Source organism: Siccirubricoccus soli (assembly GCF_024178315.1).
Lineage (GTDB): Bacteria > Pseudomonadota > Alphaproteobacteria > Acetobacterales > Acetobacteraceae > Siccirubricoccus > Siccirubricoccus soli.
This window is the reverse complement of record NZ_JAMZIK010000051.1, coordinates 41979-57555: the sequence shown is the minus strand read 5'-3', so window position 1 is coordinate 57555 and position 15577 is coordinate 41979. Positions and strand designations below refer to the sequence as shown.

Here is a 15577-nt window from a genome sequence, read left to right as displayed (position 1 = left end):
CGCTGGCGCCTCAGGGCAAGTCCGGCCACGCCGCCGGAGGGGCAGGCGGTGTCAGGAGATCGGCAAGGCTTGTCCCGCAGGAACACGGCCCGCGTTGCAGCGACACTCCGGCCATGGCACCTCTCCTCCCCATGCTTCCAAGGCGTTCATTCCTGGCCGGAGTCGGCATTGCCGCCGCGGCCCCCGCGCTGGCTCGCGCCCAGGCCGAGCAGGGCTTCGAAAGCTTCCTCGACGGGGTCCGGGCGGATGCCCGCCGCGCCGGCATCTCCGCCGCCACGCTGAACCGCGCCTTCGCCGGGCTGCGCCCCAATGCCAGGGTGATCGAGCTGGACCGGCGCCAGCCGGAGGGCGGCCTCTCCTGGGAGGAGTACCGGGACCGCATCATGCTGTCCCCGACGCGCATCGCCAATGCGCAGCGGAGCTATGCGGAGAACGCCACGCTGCTGCGGGCGATCGAGACGCGCTACCGCGTCTCCCCCCACGTCGTCGTGGCGATCTGGGGGGTGGAGACCAATTTCGGCGGCAATACCGGCGGCTTCGGCGTCATCGAGGCGCTGGCGACCCTGGCCTGGGAAGGCCGCCGCGCCAGCTATTTCCGCACCGAGCTGCTGGCGGCGCTGCGCGTGCTGCAGGCCGGGGACGTGACGCCGGAGCGGATGCGCGGCTCCTGGGCCGGGGCGATGGGCCAGCCGCAATTCATGCCGAGCAATTTCGAGCGGCTGGCGGTGGATTTCGACGGCGATGGCCGCCGGGACATCTGGGACAGCCGGGCGGATGCCCTGGCCTCCATCGCCCACTACTTCCAGCGCAGCGGCTGGCGGCACGGCGAGCCCTGGGGCCGCGTGACCCTGCCGCCCGCGGGCTTCTCCCTGGCCGGCGCGGATACCGAGACCAAGCGGCCGCTGCGCGACTTCGCCCGGATGGGGTTCCGCGCCGTGGATGGCGGGCCGCTGCCGCCTGCGGAGATCGAGACGCAGCTCATCCTGCCGAACCGGGGGGGCGGTCAGGTCTTCCTCGGCCATCACAACCTGCGGGTCATCCGCCGCTACAACCCGCCGGTGAATTACGGGCTGGCGGTCGGGCTGCTCTCCGATCGGGTGGCATGAGGGCTGGCGCCGCGCTGCTGCTGGCCGCGCTGGCCGGCCTCGCCCTGGCGGGCTGCGAGCGCCGCCCGCCCCCGCCGCCCTCGCGCTATGTGGTGGGGGAGCCCTATAGCCTCGGCGGGGTCTGGTCCTATCCGCGCGAGGATTTCGCCCTGGTGGAGACCGGCTTCGCCACGCGGCTGCCGGACCGCCGGGCCGGGCGGCTGACGGCGAGCAACGAGATCTTCGACCCCGACCAGCTCATGGGCGCGCACCGGACGCTGCAGCTGCCGGCGATCCTGCTGGTGCGGAACCTGGCCAATGGGCGGGAGCTCCGGGTGCGGGTGAATGACCGCGGGCCGGCGCAGCCGGGGCGGATCCTCGGCCTCTCGGCCCGGGCCGCCGGTTTGCTGGGGCTGACGGGGGAGGGGGCGATCCCGGTCCGGATCGCGGTGGATGAGGCGCCGAGCCGGGCCCTGGCCGGCGCCCTGCCGAGCCGGGAGGCGGCGCCGCTGCAGGTGGCGGCAGCGCCGAGCGGCGCCGTGCAGCGCGAGGCCCTGCCGCCCCCGCCCGGGGCGCGCCAGGGGGCGGGCCGCAGCGCCGCTGCCGGTCCGGCGCCGCTGCCGGGCGAGGAGCCCAGCCGTGCAGAACTGCCACCCAACCCGCTGCCCGAGCAGGTGACGCAATACCCGGCCGAGGCCGGGCGCATCGTCATCGAGGCCGGGACCTTCTTCCGGCGGGACCAGGCGCAGCGCCAGGCGACGAGCCTGGCCTGGGCCGGGGCGCGGGTGGAGGGCTTCGGCAGCGGGCGGGAGGTGCAGTACCGGGTGCGCATGGGGCCCTTCCCGAACCTGGCCGCGGCCGACCAGGCGCTGGCGCAGCTCCGGCGGAGCGGGCTGCCGGATCCGAAGCTGCTCGTGGATTAGCACCCGGAGGCTCCGGGCGAGCCCGCCGATCCGTGAAGTGGTCACGAAGGCGACGGTGGCGGAGCCCCTACGGGATCCCGCGCCGGGAGCCCTCGCAACCCATTAGCGACCTCTCTTCATCCAGCGCTTGAGCCCACCCGGCCGTCGGGCGTATCGATGCCGCCAGCGCTCCAGGAGCCCGTCCCATGTCCCGCCCGACCCGTTCGGCCGAATCCTCTCCCGGCCGCCGCGCTGTGGTCCTCTCCGCCGCGGCCGCCAGCCTGCCGCTGCCCGCCCTGGCGCAGTCGCGCGGCTCCCGCGCCGCGCCCGCCGCCCGCCCGGCTCCGCCGCCCACCTCGCCGGCCAACACCCCGCTCGGCCCGCTGGACACCCAGGCGAAGCAGGCGCTGGTGATCGACTACGACACGGATGCGGTGCTGCTGGAGAAGAATGCGGACGAACGCATGCCGCCGTCCTCCATGTCGAAGCTGATGACCATGTACCTGGTCTTCGAGCGGCTGAAGCAGGGCCGGCTGACCATGTCGCAGGAGCTGCCGGTCAGCGAGCGGGCCTGGCGCATGGGCGGCAGCAAGATGTTCGTCCAGATCGGCACCACCGTCCCGGTGGAGGCGCTGATCCGCGGCGTCATCGTGCAGTCCGGCAACGATGCCTGCGTGGTGCTGGCGGAAGCCATCAGCGGCAGCGAGCAGCAATTCGCCGAGGAGCTGAACGCCAAGGCGCGGGAGATCGGCCTGACCGACAGCAATTTCCGCAACGCCACCGGCTGGCCGGACCCGGAGCACCGGATGACCTGCCGCGACCTGGCGCGGCTGGCCAAGCGCCTCATCGCCGATTTCCCCGACTACTACCGCGTCTACAATGAGCGCAGCTTCCGCTGGAACGACATCACCCAGGAGAACCGCAATCCCACCCTGGCCCGGGTGCCGGGCGCGGACGGGCTGAAGACCGGCCATACCGAGGAAGCGGGCTACGGCCTGACCGCCAGCGCGAAGCGCGGGGAGCGGCGGCTGATCCTGGTCTTCAACGGCCTCACCTCCATGCGGGCGCGGGCGGAGGAGAGCGAGCGGCTGCTGGAATGGGGCTTCCGCGAATTCGAGAACGTCGTGCTGTTCCGCGCCCAGGACGTGATCGAGGAAGTGCCGGTGCATCTCGGGGAACGCTCGACCGTGCCGCTGGTCGGCGGACGGGACGTGGTGGTGACGCTGCCGCGGCAATGGCGGCGGAACCTGCAGGCGCGGCTGCGCTATGACGCGCCCGTCGCGGCGCCGGTGCTGAAGGGGACGGAGCTCGGCCGGCTCGAGGTCTCCGGCCAGGGCGTGCCGCCCATGTCCCTGCCGCTGATGGCGGGGGCGGATGTGGACAAGCTCGGCCTCGTGGCCCGCATCCCCGCGGTCATCGGCCGCTGGGTGGGCGGGGGCTGACGCCCCACGAAGCCGCTTCGTGTCCTCGCGGGCTCCCCCCGGGGGCGCTGCGTGGCCCGAGGCTTCGCACAGCCTGCCGCGGCAGGGCAGCGGGCAGCGCGGCTGCTATAAGGTGGCCCGATGAGCGAAGCGGTGATGGGCCGGACGATGGATTGCCGAGGCGCGCACAGGGACGGCGGGGAGAGCGGGTCCGCGCCTTCCATGGGCCTGGTTCGTGGCGCGCTGCGGATGGGGCGGTCGTGACCGGGTCCGCGCAGCGGGGCCGCTTCATCACGCTGGAAGGCGGGGAGGGGGCAGGGAAATCCACCCAGGCCCGCCGTCTCGCCGCCGCCCTGGCGGAGGCCGGCCTGCCCGTGCTGCTGACGCGCGAGCCGGGCGGGGCGCCGGGGGCGGAGGCGGTGCGCGGCCTCATCCTCTCCCGCGGCTTCGACCCCATCGCCGAATGCCTGCTGCATTTCGTCGCGCGGCGGGAGCATGTGGCGCGGCTGATCGCGCCGGCGCTCGCCGCCGGCATCTGGGTGGTCTGCGACCGCTTCGCCGACTCGACCTTCGCCTATCAGGTGCATGGCCAGGGCGTGACGCGGCCGGTCTTCGAGGCCATTGCGGCCGCCGCGCTGGGCGGGCTGGCGCCGGATCTCACCCTGATGCTGGAGGTGCCGGAGGCGCTGGGGCTGGAACGCGCCCTCCGCCGCGGCGAGGTCAACCGCTATGACCGGCTGGACGACGCCTTCCACGCCCGGGTGCGGGCCGGCTTCGCCACGGTGCTGGCCGAGAATCCCGGGCGCTGTGTCCGCATCGACGCCGCGCCGCCGGCCGATGCGGTGACCGATGCAATCCTGGTCGCGGTGCGGTCCCGCCTGCTGCCGCCATGACGCCACCGGAGCCCCGCGCCAACCCGGATCTCGCCGGCCATGACCTGCCGGCGAAGCTGCTGGAGGAGGCCGCCCGCGCCGGCCGGCTGCACCATGCCTGGCTGGTCGCCGGCCCGCCCGGCGTGGGCAAGGCGACGCTCGCCTACCGCTTCGCCCGCTGGCTGCTGGCCGGCATGCCGGAGCCGGTGCCGGGCCAGGCGCCGCTCTTCGTGCCGGAGGACCACCCTGCCTTCCGCCGCGTCGCCGCCGGCGCCCATGCCGATCTCTTCACCATGGCGCCGAACACCGGCGACAAGGGGAAGAAGGAGGTGCTGCGGGCCGACGACGCCCGCGCCGCGCTGCGCTTCATGGCGCATACCGCGGCCGAGGGCGGCTGGCGCGTGCTGGTGGTGGAGGAGCTGGACCGCACCGAGCGCGAGGTGGTGCCGAACATCCTGCTGAAGACGCTGGAGGAGCCGCCGCCGCGGACCATGCAGCTCCTCGTCACCAGCCAGCCGGGGGCGCTGCTGCCGACCATCCGCAGCCGCTGCCGGCGGCTCGACCTCTACCCGCTGCCGCAGGAGACCATGGAGGGGCTGCTCGGCCGCTGGCTGCCGGAGCTCTCGGCCGAGGAGCGCGCCGGGCTGGCGGCGATCGCCGATGGTAGCCCAGGCCGGGCGCTGAGCCTGGCGGAAGGCGAGGGGCTCGCCCTGCAGGCGCTGGTCGAGGAGGTGCTGCGCGGCCTGCCCGCCCTCGACCCGCGCCTCGCCTTCGAGATCGCCGAGAAGGTGGCGGGGCGGCGGGACCCGGCGGCGCTCGGCACCTTCTTCGCCCTGCTGCGGCGCGCACTGGCGGCGGGGCTGCGGGCGGCCGGCCAAGGGGGCGGGGATGGGGCGGCGGCGCCCTGGCTCGGCGGGCGTTCGCTTGCCGACTGGGCGGGGCTGTGGGACAAGCTCGGCCTCCTCGCGGAGGAGACGGAGCGGTTGAACCTCGACCGCAAGCAGGCCGTGCTGACCGGACTCGGCCAGCTCGCCCTTCGCTGAAAGATGGCGGCGATGTCGAAACCCTACTACGTCACGACCCCGATCTATTACGTGAACGACAAGCCGCATATCGGCCACGCCTACACCTCGCTCGCCACCGATGTGCTGGCGCGGTGGAAGCGGCTGGAGGGGCAAGAGGTCTTCTTCCTGACCGGCACGGACGAGCACGGCCAGAAGGTGGAGAAGGCGGCGCAGGATGCGGGCATGGACCCGCAATCCTTCACCGACCGGGTGAGCCAGAGCTTCCGCGTCCTGGCCGAGCGCATGGGCTTCTCCAACGACGATTTCATCCGCACCACGGAGCCGCGCCACAAGGCGGCCTGCCAGGAGCTGTGGCGGCGGCTGGCCGATCGGGGCGAGATCTATCTCGGCGCCTATGAGGGCTGGTACGCGGTGCGCGACGAGGCCTTCTACGGCCCGGACGAGCTGATCGAACGGGACGGGGTGAAATACGCCCCCTCCGGCGCCCCGGTCGCCTGGGTGAAGGAGCCGAGCTACTTCTTCCGCCTGTCCAAGTGGCAGGACTGGCTGCTGCGCTATTACGAGGACAATCGCCGCTTCATTGCGCCCGAGAGCCGGCGGAACGAGGTCATCAGCTTCATCAAGGGCGGGCTCAGCGACCTCTCGATTAGCCGGACCAGCTTCCGCTGGGGTATCCCGGTGCCCGGCGACGAGGCACATGTGATGTATGTCTGGCTGGACGCGCTGACCAACTACATCACCGCGGCCGGCTACCCCGACGAGAGCCACCCGCGCTGGAAATTCTGGCCGGCGGATGTGCATTTCGTCGGGAAGGACATCATCCGCTTCCACACCATCTACTGGCCGGCCTTCCTCGAGGCCGCCGGGCTGGCGCCGCCGAAGCGGGTGTTTGCCCATGGCTGGTGGACGAATGAGGGGCAGAAGATCTCGAAATCCCTCGGCAACGTCATCGACCCGCTGGCGCTGATCGACGAATACGGGCTGGACCCGGTGCGGTATTTCCTGCTGCGCGAAGTGCCCTTCGGCAATGACGGCGACTTCTCCCGCGCCGCCCTGGCCGGGCGGACCAACGGCGAGCTGGCGGATGCGCTGGGCAATCTGGCGAACCGGACGCTCTCGCTGATCCAGCGGAATTGCGAGGGGAAGCTGCCAGCCCCAATAGAGAATCCGCATTTGATGCACGACACGACGCTACACAGCGGCATCAGTGATCTCAGAGAGAAAGTTGGCAAAGCGCTAGAGGACCAACAGTTTCATTCCGCCCTTGAGCATATTATGTTTGAGGTGCGCTATGCCAACAGCTACATCACCCAAATGGCGCCCTGGGCGCTAAAGAAGACCGATCCTGTGCTGATGTTGCAGGTGCTGCGTCTGCTTCATGACGCGCTGCGGGTCTTCGGTACCGTCCTCTGGCCCTTCATGCCCACCACCATGGACGCGCTGCTGGACCAGCTCGGCGTGCCGAAGGATCAACGCAAGCTGGCCGATCTGGCGACGCCGCTGCCGGGCGGCATTCCGCTGCCGCCGCCCAGCCCGCTCTTCCGCAAGATCGAACTGGCCGCCTGACGCCATGCTGATCGACAGCCATTGCCACCTCGACTACTTCGTCGAGGACGAGATCGACGCGATCCTCGCCCGGGCCCGGGAGGCCGGGGTGGGGCGCATGGTGACCATCGGCACGCGCGTCGCGCAGGCCGCAGCGGTGAAGGCCCTGGCTGAGCGCTTTCCCGACACGGTCTGGGGCACGGTCGGCGTCCACCCGCACAATGCCGGCGAGCCGGAGGGGCTGCCGACGGTCGAGGAGCTGGTCGCGCTGGCCGACCACCCGCGCATCATCGGCCTCGGCGAGAGCGGCCTCGACTATTTCTACGACAAGGCCCCGCGCGACCTGCAGCAGGAAGGCTTCCGGCGGCACATCCGCGCCGCCCGCGCCACCGGCCTGCCGCTGGCCATCCATGCACGGCAGGCAGACGAGGACATCATCGGCATATTGCGGGAGGAGCATGAGGCGGGCGGCGCCTTCCCCTTCCTGCTGCACTGTTTCTCCTCCGGCCCGGACCTGGCGCGGCAGGCGGTGGCGCTGGGCGGCTACATCTCCTTCTCCGGCATCCTGACCTTCCCGAAATCGCCGGAGCTGCGGGCGCTGGCGGCCGAGCTGCCGGCGGAGCGGCTGCTGGTGGAGACGGACAGCCCCTACCTCGCCCCCGTGCCGCTGCGCGGCAAGCGCTGCGAGCCGGCCTTCGTCGCCCATACGGCGAAGGTGCTGGCGGAGGCGCGCGGCCTCTCCATGGCCGCGCTGGAGGAGCTGACCACGGCGAACTTCCTCCGCCTCTACCCGAAGGCGGCCTGAGACCGATGCTGCGCGTCACCCTCCTCGGCTGCGGCGGCTCCGGCGGCGTGCCGCTGCTGGGCGGGGCAGGCGAGGGGGGCGAGTGGGGGGAGTGCGACCCTGCCGAGCCGCGCAACCGCCGCACCCGCACCTCCGCCCTGGTGGAGGGGCCGGAGGGAAGGCGGCTGCTGATCGATGCCGGGCCGGACCTCCGCCAGCAGCTCCTGGCCGTGGGGGCGGCGCGGTTCGAGGCGGTGGTCTTCACCCATGCCCATGCCGACCACATCCTGGGCATCGACGACATCCGCCAGGTGAACCGCATCACCGGCCGGGCGGTCGATGCCTATGGCACCAGGACCACCCTCCAGAAGCTGGATGATCGTTTCGACTACGCCTTCATCGGCCCGACGCCGCCCTTCTTCTACCGGCCGGCGCTGGAGCCGATCCGCATCGAGTACGGCCAGACCAGGGAGATCGCCGGCCTGCCGGTACAGCTCTTCCGCCAGGACCATGGGGTGATGGACACCCTCGGTATCCGGATCGGTGGCTTCGCCTACTCGACGGATGTGGTGATGCTGCCGGAGGAGAGCCTGGCGGCGCTCGAAGGCCTGGATACCTGGGTGGTGGGCTGCTTTCAGAAGGGTCCGCACAAGGTGCACGCCAATCTGGAGCAGGTGCTGGAGTGGACGGCCCGGCTGCGGCCGCGGCGGGTGGTGCTGACGCATATGGGCACCGCCATGGACTACCAGGCGCTGCGGCGGGAGCTGCCGCCGGGCATCGAGCCGGGCTTCGACGGCATGCGGCTGGAGGTGCCGCTGACGGGCTGAGCGGCGCCGGCCCTTGTCTGGCGTCCCGTGTTTGGCATTCGTTCCCGTGGTCGGGGGCCCCGGCGGGCAACGCCCCGGCCAGAACAGGAACATCTGACCCGAGGCTTTCCCCAGCTTTTCCCGCGCCTTATCCCCAATCAGATATTTTCCATAATATGTCTTATGCGGTACACGGCGCTGGTGGATGTAGCGTATCCGAAGCGGTCGCCTGACTGGCCGAGCCGGCCGACCACAAGAACAATTAGCGTACTCCCGGCTGGCACCCTGCCCGACTCGGCGTGCCGACAGATCCGGCCTCGGGCTTGGCGGGACGGCGCCGCTCCCATATCGGTGGGCCGGATCTGGGAGAGTTGGTGATGACGGAGACTGCGGAGGCCGCGCTGCGTCGGCTGTTGGACATCATGGCGCGGCTCAGGGCGCCGGTCGGCGGCTGTCCCTGGGACCGGGAGCAGAGCTTCGAGACCATCGCGCCCTACACCGTCGAGGAAGGCTATGAGGTGGCGGCCGCCATCGCCGAGGGGCCGGACATGCCGGCGCTGCTGGACGAGCTGGGCGATCTGCTTTTCCAGGTCGTCTATCACGCCAGGATGGCGGAGGAGCTCGGGGTCTTCGACTTCGCGGCGGTGGCGGCGGCGATTGCGGCCAAGATGGTTCGGCGGCACCCGCACGTCTTTGGTGAGGGCGACACGCCCGGCTGGGAGGCACTGAAGGCCGGCGAGCGATCGGCGCGGGCCGAGAGCGGTACCCTGGCCGGAGTGCCGACCGCCCTCCCCGCCCTGACTCGGGCACTGAAGATCAGCAAGCGGGTCGCCCGAGTCGGTTTCGATTGGCCGGACCCCGACTCGGTCCTCGAGAAGCTGGCGGAGGAAGTGGCGGAGCTGCAGGCCGAGATCCCGGGCGGCGCGCCGGAGCGGCTGGCGGATGAGGTGGGCGATCTGCTCTTCGTCGTGGTGAACCTGGCGCGGAAGCTCGATGTCGATCCGGAGCAGGCGCTGCACGGGGCAAACGCCAAATTCATCCGGCGATTCAACGCTGTGGAAGTGGCGCTGGCAAAGCAGGGCCTGACTCCGGCAGATGCCGGGCTGCCGCGGATGGAGGCAGAGTGGCAGGCGGTGAAGCGGGAGGAGAAAGCCTGACTCGGGCTGGAAGCAGGCCGAGTCGAAGGGTTTTGTTGCGAAGATCGCCAATCACCATGCCATCGGGCCAGGGATCAGGAGGCGGGGTGCAGGGAGGCCGGTGGCGATAACGCTGCTCGGCAGGAGGATTGCGACCCTGGCTCTCCGCCGGGCCGGGGCGCCTCTGCCCTATGCCGCGATCAGCGTCGCGTGCAGCTCCTCCCAGGCCGCGCGGCTCGGCGCCACGATCAGCCCGCCGGTGAACTCCACCGGGCTGTAGGGCGTGCGGTCGAATCGGGCCGAGTAGCCCCCGGCTTCCCGGTGCAGCAGCCAGCCCGGGGCGTGGTCCCAGGGGTAGAGGCGGTTGTAGACAAGGGCGTGGGCGTGGCCCTCGGCTGCCAGCCGGTATTCATGCGCGGCACAGCGCAGGGCGATGACGGCGCCGAGCTGCGGCAGTCGCGCCGTCACCTGCGCCTTCAGCGGCGGCACCATGTACCCCCAGGAGACGGCAGCCACCATCTGCCCCACCGGCACCGGCGCCGCCACGCGGAGGTCGCGGCGGGCGCCGGCGGCGGTTTCGATCCAGGCCCCCTCCCCGCGCAGCGCGATCGCCGTGTCGTCGCCCAGCGGGTCGTGGATCCAGCCGGCGATGACCTCGCCGCGGTGGATGGCCGCGGCCATGCAGCCGAAGAGCGGCAGGCCAGCGGCGAAATTCGCCGTGCCGTCCACCGGATCGACCACGAAGGCCAGCTCCGCCCCGCGCAGCCGGCCGAGCAGTGCGGGATCGGCGGCGCAGGCCTCCTCCCCCACCACCAGGCAGCCTGGGAAGAGGCGCCGCAGCCCGGCGGCGATCACCCGCTCCGCCGCCTCATCGGCATCCGTCACCAGATCCAGCGGCCCGGTCTTGGTGCGGATGGCGTCCGCCTCCAGCCGGCGCCAGCGCGGCAGGATCTCGGCCTGCGCGGCCTGGCGGAGCAGCGCCGCCACCTCGCTCGCCAGAGGGGTGGAGATCATGCCGGCTCCTGCTCGAAACGGGCGCGGTCGGCGGGGCTGAGGCGGACGCGGATATGGATGTCCCCCTCCGCCTCCCGCCGCTCCAGCACCTCGCCATGCCGGTACAGCCAGGCGAGGCGGGCGCCGTCGCTGGCGGGGATGGCGTAGTCCACCATGTCCATGCCGGCGGCGAGGCGCTCATCCAGCACCTCCCGCAGCCGGTCCAGCCCCTCCCCGGTCAGGGCGGAGACGGGGATGCCCTGGGTGGCGTCGCCACCCGGCAGCGCCGCGGTGCCACCCAGCAGGTCGGCCTTGTTCAGCACCTCGATGACCCGGCCTTCCCAACCGGCATCGAGGGCGGGGTTGGGGCCTTCCGCCATCTCCCGCAGCACCCGCAGCACGTCGCCGCGCTGGGCGGCGCTGTCCGGATGGGCGCTGTCCCGCACATGCAGGATGATGTCGGCCGCCGCCACCTCCTCGAGCGTCGCACGGAAGGCCTCGACGAGCTGGGTCGGCAGGTCGGAGATGAAGCCGACAGTGTCGGAGAGGATGGCGCGGCGGCCGCTCGGCAGCCGGATGCCCCGCATGGTGGGGTCCAGCGTGGCGAAGAGCTGGTCCTGGGCATAGACGCCGGCGCCGGTCAGGGCGTTGAACAGCGTGCTCTTCCCCGCATTGGTGTAGCCGACCAGGGCGATCACCGGGTAGGGCACCCGCTCCCGTTGCTTGCGGTGCAGTCCGCGGGTGCGGCGGACCTGGTCCAGCTCCTTCCGCAGCTTCACCATCCGCTCGCCGATCAGGCGGCGGTCGAGCTCGATCTGGGATTCGCCGGGGCCGCCGAGGAAGCCGAAGCCGCCGCGCTGGCGTTCGAGGTGGGTCCAGGACCGCACCAGGCGGGTGCGCTGGTAGTCCAGATGGGCGAGCTCCACCTGCAGCGCGCCCTCCTTGGTCCGGGCGCGCTCGCCGAAGATCTCGAGGATGAGGCCGGTGCGGTCGATCACCTTGCAGCGCCAGTCGCGCTCCAGGTTGCGCTGCTGCACGGGCGTCAGCGCGGCGTCCACCACCACCAGCGCCACGCGCTGGTCGCTGATCTCCTGCTTCGCCGCCGCCACCTGGCCTTCGCCCAGCAGGGTGCTGGGCCGCTTCTCCCGCAGCGGGAAGATGGCGGTATGGACGATGGTCACGCCGATGCTGGCGGCGAGGCCGACAGCCTCCGCCAGCCGCGCCTCAGCGGCGCGGGGGGCGGAGTCGGCCACCGGGGCCAGGGCCCGCAGCGGGCGTTCATAGGGCAGGATCACCGCGGCGCGGGTCGGCCCGGTATCGGTGCCGTCCCCGCGGTCATTGGCCGGCGGCGGTAAACCGTGCTCAGTCGGTCCCGACAGGGTTGACCTCACGGCTCATGGTGAGAGTCGTCCCCTCGCGCGTGACCGACGCCGCGCCGCCCTCGCGGGCCGCCGTCGCGTCGAAGAGCTGGATCGGCGCGCCCGGCATCACCGTGCTGATGGCGTGCTTGTAGACCAGCTGGGTGTGGCCATCCCGGCGCAGCAGCACCGAGAAATTGTCGAACCAGGTAATGATGCCCTGAAGTTTGACGCCATTGACGAGGAAGATCGTCACCGGCGTTTTGCTCTTGCGAACGTGGTTCAGGAACACGTCCTGCACGTTCTGGGACTTCTCGGCTGCCACGGCTCGGTCCTTCTTCTTGTTGGCAGGCTGTCCGGAGACGGCCCGCCGCGGCGGGGGCGAGCCCGCCAAGGGCCGCCACATTCCCAGAGCGGCGGAGGCAATGCAAGACGCTGCACTGCACCATTGCACGCTCGCCGGGAATGTCGCCCATGCCGAATGAACGCCCGATACCAGCGGCACCGGCCGTTGACCGAGGCCGCGGGGGCAGCCCTGCGGCCCAGGCCGCGCATCGGTCGCATGGAGTCCCGGAGCCGCCGGATCGCCAGGGCCGCCTTCCCCAGCCAGGCCGCGGAACGACCCCGGGCGGCAGGCGCCGATGGGGCCGTGACGTCCCGGGTCAGCCGCGCTTCCGTGCCAGAACCAGATCCTGATAGCCGCCCATGCCGCCCTCCTGCACCTCCAGGATCTCGAGCTGCTGGCCCCAGGCGCGGTGAACCTGCGCCGGCGTCTGGCTGAGGACCAGCGGGCGGCCCGGGCCGGCCTGCCGCAGCACCCGCCAGCCCTCCCGCCGCCAGGCGAGGAAATCCGCCGGGCGGCGCGCCGCCGCCACCCAGCCCATCTTGCCCAGGCTGGTGAGCAGGGCGACGCCGCCCGGCCGTAGCAGCCGGGCGAATTCCGCCAGCCAGGCCGCCTGCGCCGGCGGGTCGAGATGTGGCATGACGCCGAGGCCGAGGACCACATCCAGGGAGGCGGCCGGCAGGTCCAGCGGCGGGGCGGCCGGCGAGACGGTGAAGCGCGCCCCGGGCAGGGCGGCGCGGCACCAGGTGATGGCGGCGGAATCGGTGTCCAGGCCAAGATAGCGCTGGCCGAGACGCGGCAGCAGGTAGCGGCCGACCCGGGCGCAGCCGCAGCCCCAATCCAGCACCGCCCGCGCCTTGCCCAACCCACCCGGCAGCACCCGGGCCAGGGCGCGGAGCACCAGCTCCGCCGCGGTGGCGCCGGAGCGGTCGAAGGCGGCGGCGTCGCTGCCGGGAAGGCTGCGCTCCCGCAGCACCTCCGGCGGCTGCGGGACCGGGAGGTTGGAAACCCAGACATCCTGGCCGGGGGCAAGACTGCGGCCGGCGCCATCGGCCAGGGTGAAATGCCAGGGCGCGGCGAGCGGGCTCCCCTTCCCGCCCCCTGGCCCCAGTGGCAGGGAGAAGCGGAAGCGGGGCGAATCGAAGCGGCCGGTCAGCCCCAGCGCATCCACCACCTCCGGCGCAGGCCGGCGCAGCCAGGTCATGCGGGCGGGCTGGCCGTTCACCAGCAGCCGCAGGGGCTGGGGCTGGGCCCACGGCGGCACCGCCCAGCCGGCGCCGCTGAGCTGGCCATTGGCCTCCGCCACGCTCTCCAGCGCCCAGAGGCCCTGGGACAGCGCTTCCTGCTTCCAGGCGCGCAGCAGCTCCTCTCCCGCCTGGGCGAGCCGGGCCTTGGGGTGTTCGAAGATCAGGCTGCCATCCTCGGCCGCCAGCAGGCGGAGGCGACAGGGGGCGGGGTCGCAGAGAGTGGCGGGGATGGCCCAGGCAAAGCCGCCTCTGCCATCGCCGAGCCCGGCCTTGACCAGCCCCGGCAGGACGAGGTCCGGCGCGAGCTCCGCCACCCTGTCGCCATTCACCTCGATGGCGAGGCGCGGGGCGCGGCCCTCCTGCCGGTCCCAGGCCCAGCCCATCAGCCGGCCGCGGACCACCGCTTCCACCTTGCCGATGAAGCGGCGCTCGGTCACCGGGCGGGCGGCTCCCGCAGCCAAGCGGCCAGGGCGGCGGCGTCCGGGAAGGCGAGGTCCGGCGCGATGTTGGCGACGCCGCCATCATGCGCCGCATCGCCCAGCAGCACGGCGGTGCAGCCGGCGGCGCGGGCCGCCTGCATGTCGAGCGCGGTGTCGCCGACATACCAGATGGTGGGCCCGAGCGGGATGCCGAGGGCCGGGAAAGCGAGGCGGAAGGGCGCCGGGTCCGGCTTATCGGCCGCCGCATCGCCGGCGCCGAGCAGGATGCGGAAATGCGGCGCCCAGCCGAGATGCGCCGCCTCCGCCCGCAGCAGGGGGCCCTGCTTGTTGCTGATGACGCCCTGGGGCAGGCCAACGGCGGCGGCAGCCAGGATGGCGGATTCGGCCGCGGGCATGGGGCGGAGAACCTCCAGGTGGCGGGCGCGGACGCCGGCATAGAAGATGTCGCGCGCCCTCTCCCACTCCGCGCCGAAGATCTCTGGAAAGCTCTCCCGCAGGCTGCGGCGGACATTGCGCAGCACGGTCTCGCGGTCCCATTCCGGCAGGCCGAAGGCGCGGAAGGCGGCGTTCAGCCCGTGCTGGATGGCAGCCCAGCCATCCACCAGCGTGTTGTCCCAGTCCCAGAGCAGGGCGGCGGGGCGGGGCGGCTCAGGCGGCATTGCGCCGCTCGCCCTGGACGTGGCGGGCAAAGATCGCGAACAGCTTGCGGACCACCGGCCCGACCTGCCCATCCCCCACCGGGGCGCCGTCGATCCGCGTGATGGGCCGCACGAAGGAGGTGGCGGAGGTGAGGAAGGCCTCCCGCGCCTGGCGCATCTCCTCGAGCGAGAAGGCGCGTTCCTCGAAGCCGATGCCGGCCTCCGCCAGCTCCGCCATCAGCGCGGCGCGGGTGCAGCCGGGCAGGATGGCGTGGCTGAGCGGGCGGGTGCGGATGGTGCCCGCCTCATCCACGATCCAGAAGCTGGTGGCGGCCCCCTCGGTGACAAGGCCGGTCGCCGCCTCATACAGGATGGCCTCGATCGCCCCCGCCTCCCGCGCCGCCTGGCGGGCCAGGCAATTGGGCAGCAGGTTCACCGTCTTGATGTCGCAGCGAGCCCAGCGGAGATCCGGATGGGTGATGGCGCTGGCGCCCCAGCGATCCAGATCGGTCGGAAAGGGCGGGATGCGCTTGACCGTGACGACCAGGGCCGGCGGCACCGGGCGCTTCGGGAAGGCGTGCTCCCGCGGGGCGACGCCGCGCGTCACCTGCATGTAGAGCAGCCCCTCCGTCACCCGGTTCCGCCGGGCGACCTCGGCCAGCACATGCAGCAGGGCGGCGCGGGGCATCGGGCTCGGCAGGCGCATCTCGCGCAGGGAGCGGTCGAGCCGGTCCAGGTGAAGCGCCGCATCGACGAAGCGGCCCTGGTAGAGGTGGACCACCTCATAGACGCCGTCGCCGAATTGATAGCCGCGATCCTCGATATTCACCTCGGCCAGGCGCTGGTCGAGGTAGCGGCCATTCACATAGGCGATGCGCGACATGGAAACCCCGGGTTGCGGCGGGGCAGGATAGACCGGAATGGCGGGCAGGTCAGCGGGCGCGGGGCCCGGCGTCGGACAGCGCCGCGATGTCACAGCAGG

General features: G+C 72.1%; 15 protein-coding genes. 9 read left to right on the top strand and 6 right to left on the bottom strand.

What is annotated here, in order from left to right:
• The first annotated feature begins 131 nt into the window (after window positions 1–131).
• The 9 genes from NJ376_RS08760 (at window position 132) to mazG (ending at window position 9597) form a co-directional block, all read left to right on the top strand.
• Entirely contained in the window at window positions 132–1106 is a 975-nt protein-coding gene (locus tag NJ376_RS08760; protein ID WP_252952860.1) for a lytic murein transglycosylase, read from the top strand.
• Window positions 1103–2008 (top strand): septal ring lytic transglycosylase RlpA family protein, encoded by a 906-nt coding sequence (locus NJ376_RS08755; RefSeq protein ID WP_252952859.1) that lies wholly within the window; start codon window positions 1103–1105, stop codon window positions 2006–2008. The genes NJ376_RS08760 and NJ376_RS08755 overlap by 4 nt, the downstream gene beginning before the upstream one ends.
• 185 nt (window positions 2009–2193) lie before the next feature.
• Window positions 2194–3429: a D-alanyl-D-alanine carboxypeptidase family protein gene (locus tag NJ376_RS08750; protein WP_252952858.1), complete on the top strand. Its 1236-nt coding sequence runs from the start codon at window positions 2194–2196 to the stop codon at window positions 3427–3429.
• A gap of 239 nt (window positions 3430–3668) precedes the next feature.
• Window positions 3669–4301 carry a dTMP kinase gene (tmk, locus tag NJ376_RS08745; protein WP_252952857.1) on the top strand — a complete coding sequence of 211 codons (633 nt, stop codon included), beginning with the start codon at window positions 3669–3671 and terminating at the stop codon, window positions 4299–4301.
• On the top strand, window positions 4298–5323 hold the full coding sequence (locus NJ376_RS08740; protein ID WP_252952856.1) for a DNA polymerase III subunit delta': 1026 nt from the start codon (window positions 4298–4300) through the stop codon (window positions 5321–5323). Before tmk ends, NJ376_RS08740 begins: the two co-directional genes overlap by 4 nt.
• A gap of 12 nt (window positions 5324–5335) precedes the next feature.
• Window positions 5336–6871, top strand: coding sequence for a methionine--tRNA ligase (gene metG, locus NJ376_RS08735; protein ID WP_456309138.1), 1536 nt, complete (start codon window positions 5336–5338; stop codon window positions 6869–6871).
• 4 nt (window positions 6872–6875) lie between these two features.
• Window positions 6876–7655 carry a TatD family hydrolase gene (locus tag NJ376_RS08730; RefSeq protein WP_252952854.1) on the top strand — a complete coding sequence of 260 codons (780 nt, stop codon included), beginning with the start codon at window positions 6876–6878 and terminating at the stop codon, window positions 7653–7655.
• Window positions 7656–7660: 5 nt separating this feature from the next.
• Window positions 7661–8461 carry an MBL fold metallo-hydrolase gene (locus NJ376_RS08725; protein ID WP_252952853.1) on the top strand — a complete coding sequence of 267 codons (801 nt, stop codon included), beginning with the start codon at window positions 7661–7663 and terminating at the stop codon, window positions 8459–8461.
• 356 nt (window positions 8462–8817) lie between these two features.
• Window positions 8818–9597 carry a nucleoside triphosphate pyrophosphohydrolase gene (mazG, locus tag NJ376_RS08720; RefSeq protein WP_252952852.1) on the top strand — a complete coding sequence of 260 codons (780 nt, stop codon included), beginning with the start codon at window positions 8818–8820 and terminating at the stop codon, window positions 9595–9597.
• A 168-nt stretch (window positions 9598–9765) separates the two neighbouring features.
• Here mazG and NJ376_RS08715 read toward each other — a convergent pair whose 3' ends face one another.
• The 6 genes from NJ376_RS08715 to NJ376_RS08690 form a co-directional block, all read right to left on the bottom strand.
• Window positions 9766–10590: an inositol monophosphatase family protein gene (locus NJ376_RS08715; RefSeq protein ID WP_252952851.1), complete on the bottom strand. Its 825-nt coding sequence runs from the start codon at window positions 10588–10590 to the stop codon at window positions 9766–9768.
• Entirely contained in the window at window positions 10587–11864 is a 1278-nt protein-coding gene (gene hflX / locus NJ376_RS08710) for a GTPase HflX (RefSeq protein ID WP_370288112.1), read from the bottom strand. Before hflX ends, NJ376_RS08715 begins: the two co-directional genes overlap by 4 nt.
• A gap of 67 nt (window positions 11865–11931) precedes the next feature.
• Complete coding sequence (hfq, locus tag NJ376_RS08705; RefSeq protein ID WP_252952850.1) at window positions 11932–12252, bottom strand: RNA chaperone Hfq; 321 nt, start codon at window positions 12250–12252, stop codon at window positions 11932–11934.
• Between the two features lie 337 nt (window positions 12253–12589).
• Window positions 12590–13954 (bottom strand): methyltransferase domain-containing protein, encoded by a 1365-nt coding sequence (locus NJ376_RS29240; protein WP_252952849.1) that lies wholly within the window; start codon window positions 13952–13954, stop codon window positions 12590–12592.
• On the bottom strand, window positions 13951–14616 hold the full coding sequence (locus NJ376_RS08695) for an HAD family hydrolase (RefSeq protein ID WP_252952848.1): 666 nt from the start codon (window positions 14614–14616) through the stop codon (window positions 13951–13953). The genes NJ376_RS29240 and NJ376_RS08695 overlap by 4 nt, the downstream gene beginning before the upstream one ends.
• Window positions 14606–15478, bottom strand: a complete 873-nt coding sequence (locus NJ376_RS08690) for a D-amino-acid transaminase (RefSeq protein WP_252952847.1) — start codon at window positions 15476–15478, stop codon at window positions 14606–14608. Before NJ376_RS08690 ends, NJ376_RS08695 begins: the two co-directional genes overlap by 11 nt.
• Between the last annotated feature and the right edge of the window lie 99 nt (window positions 15479–15577).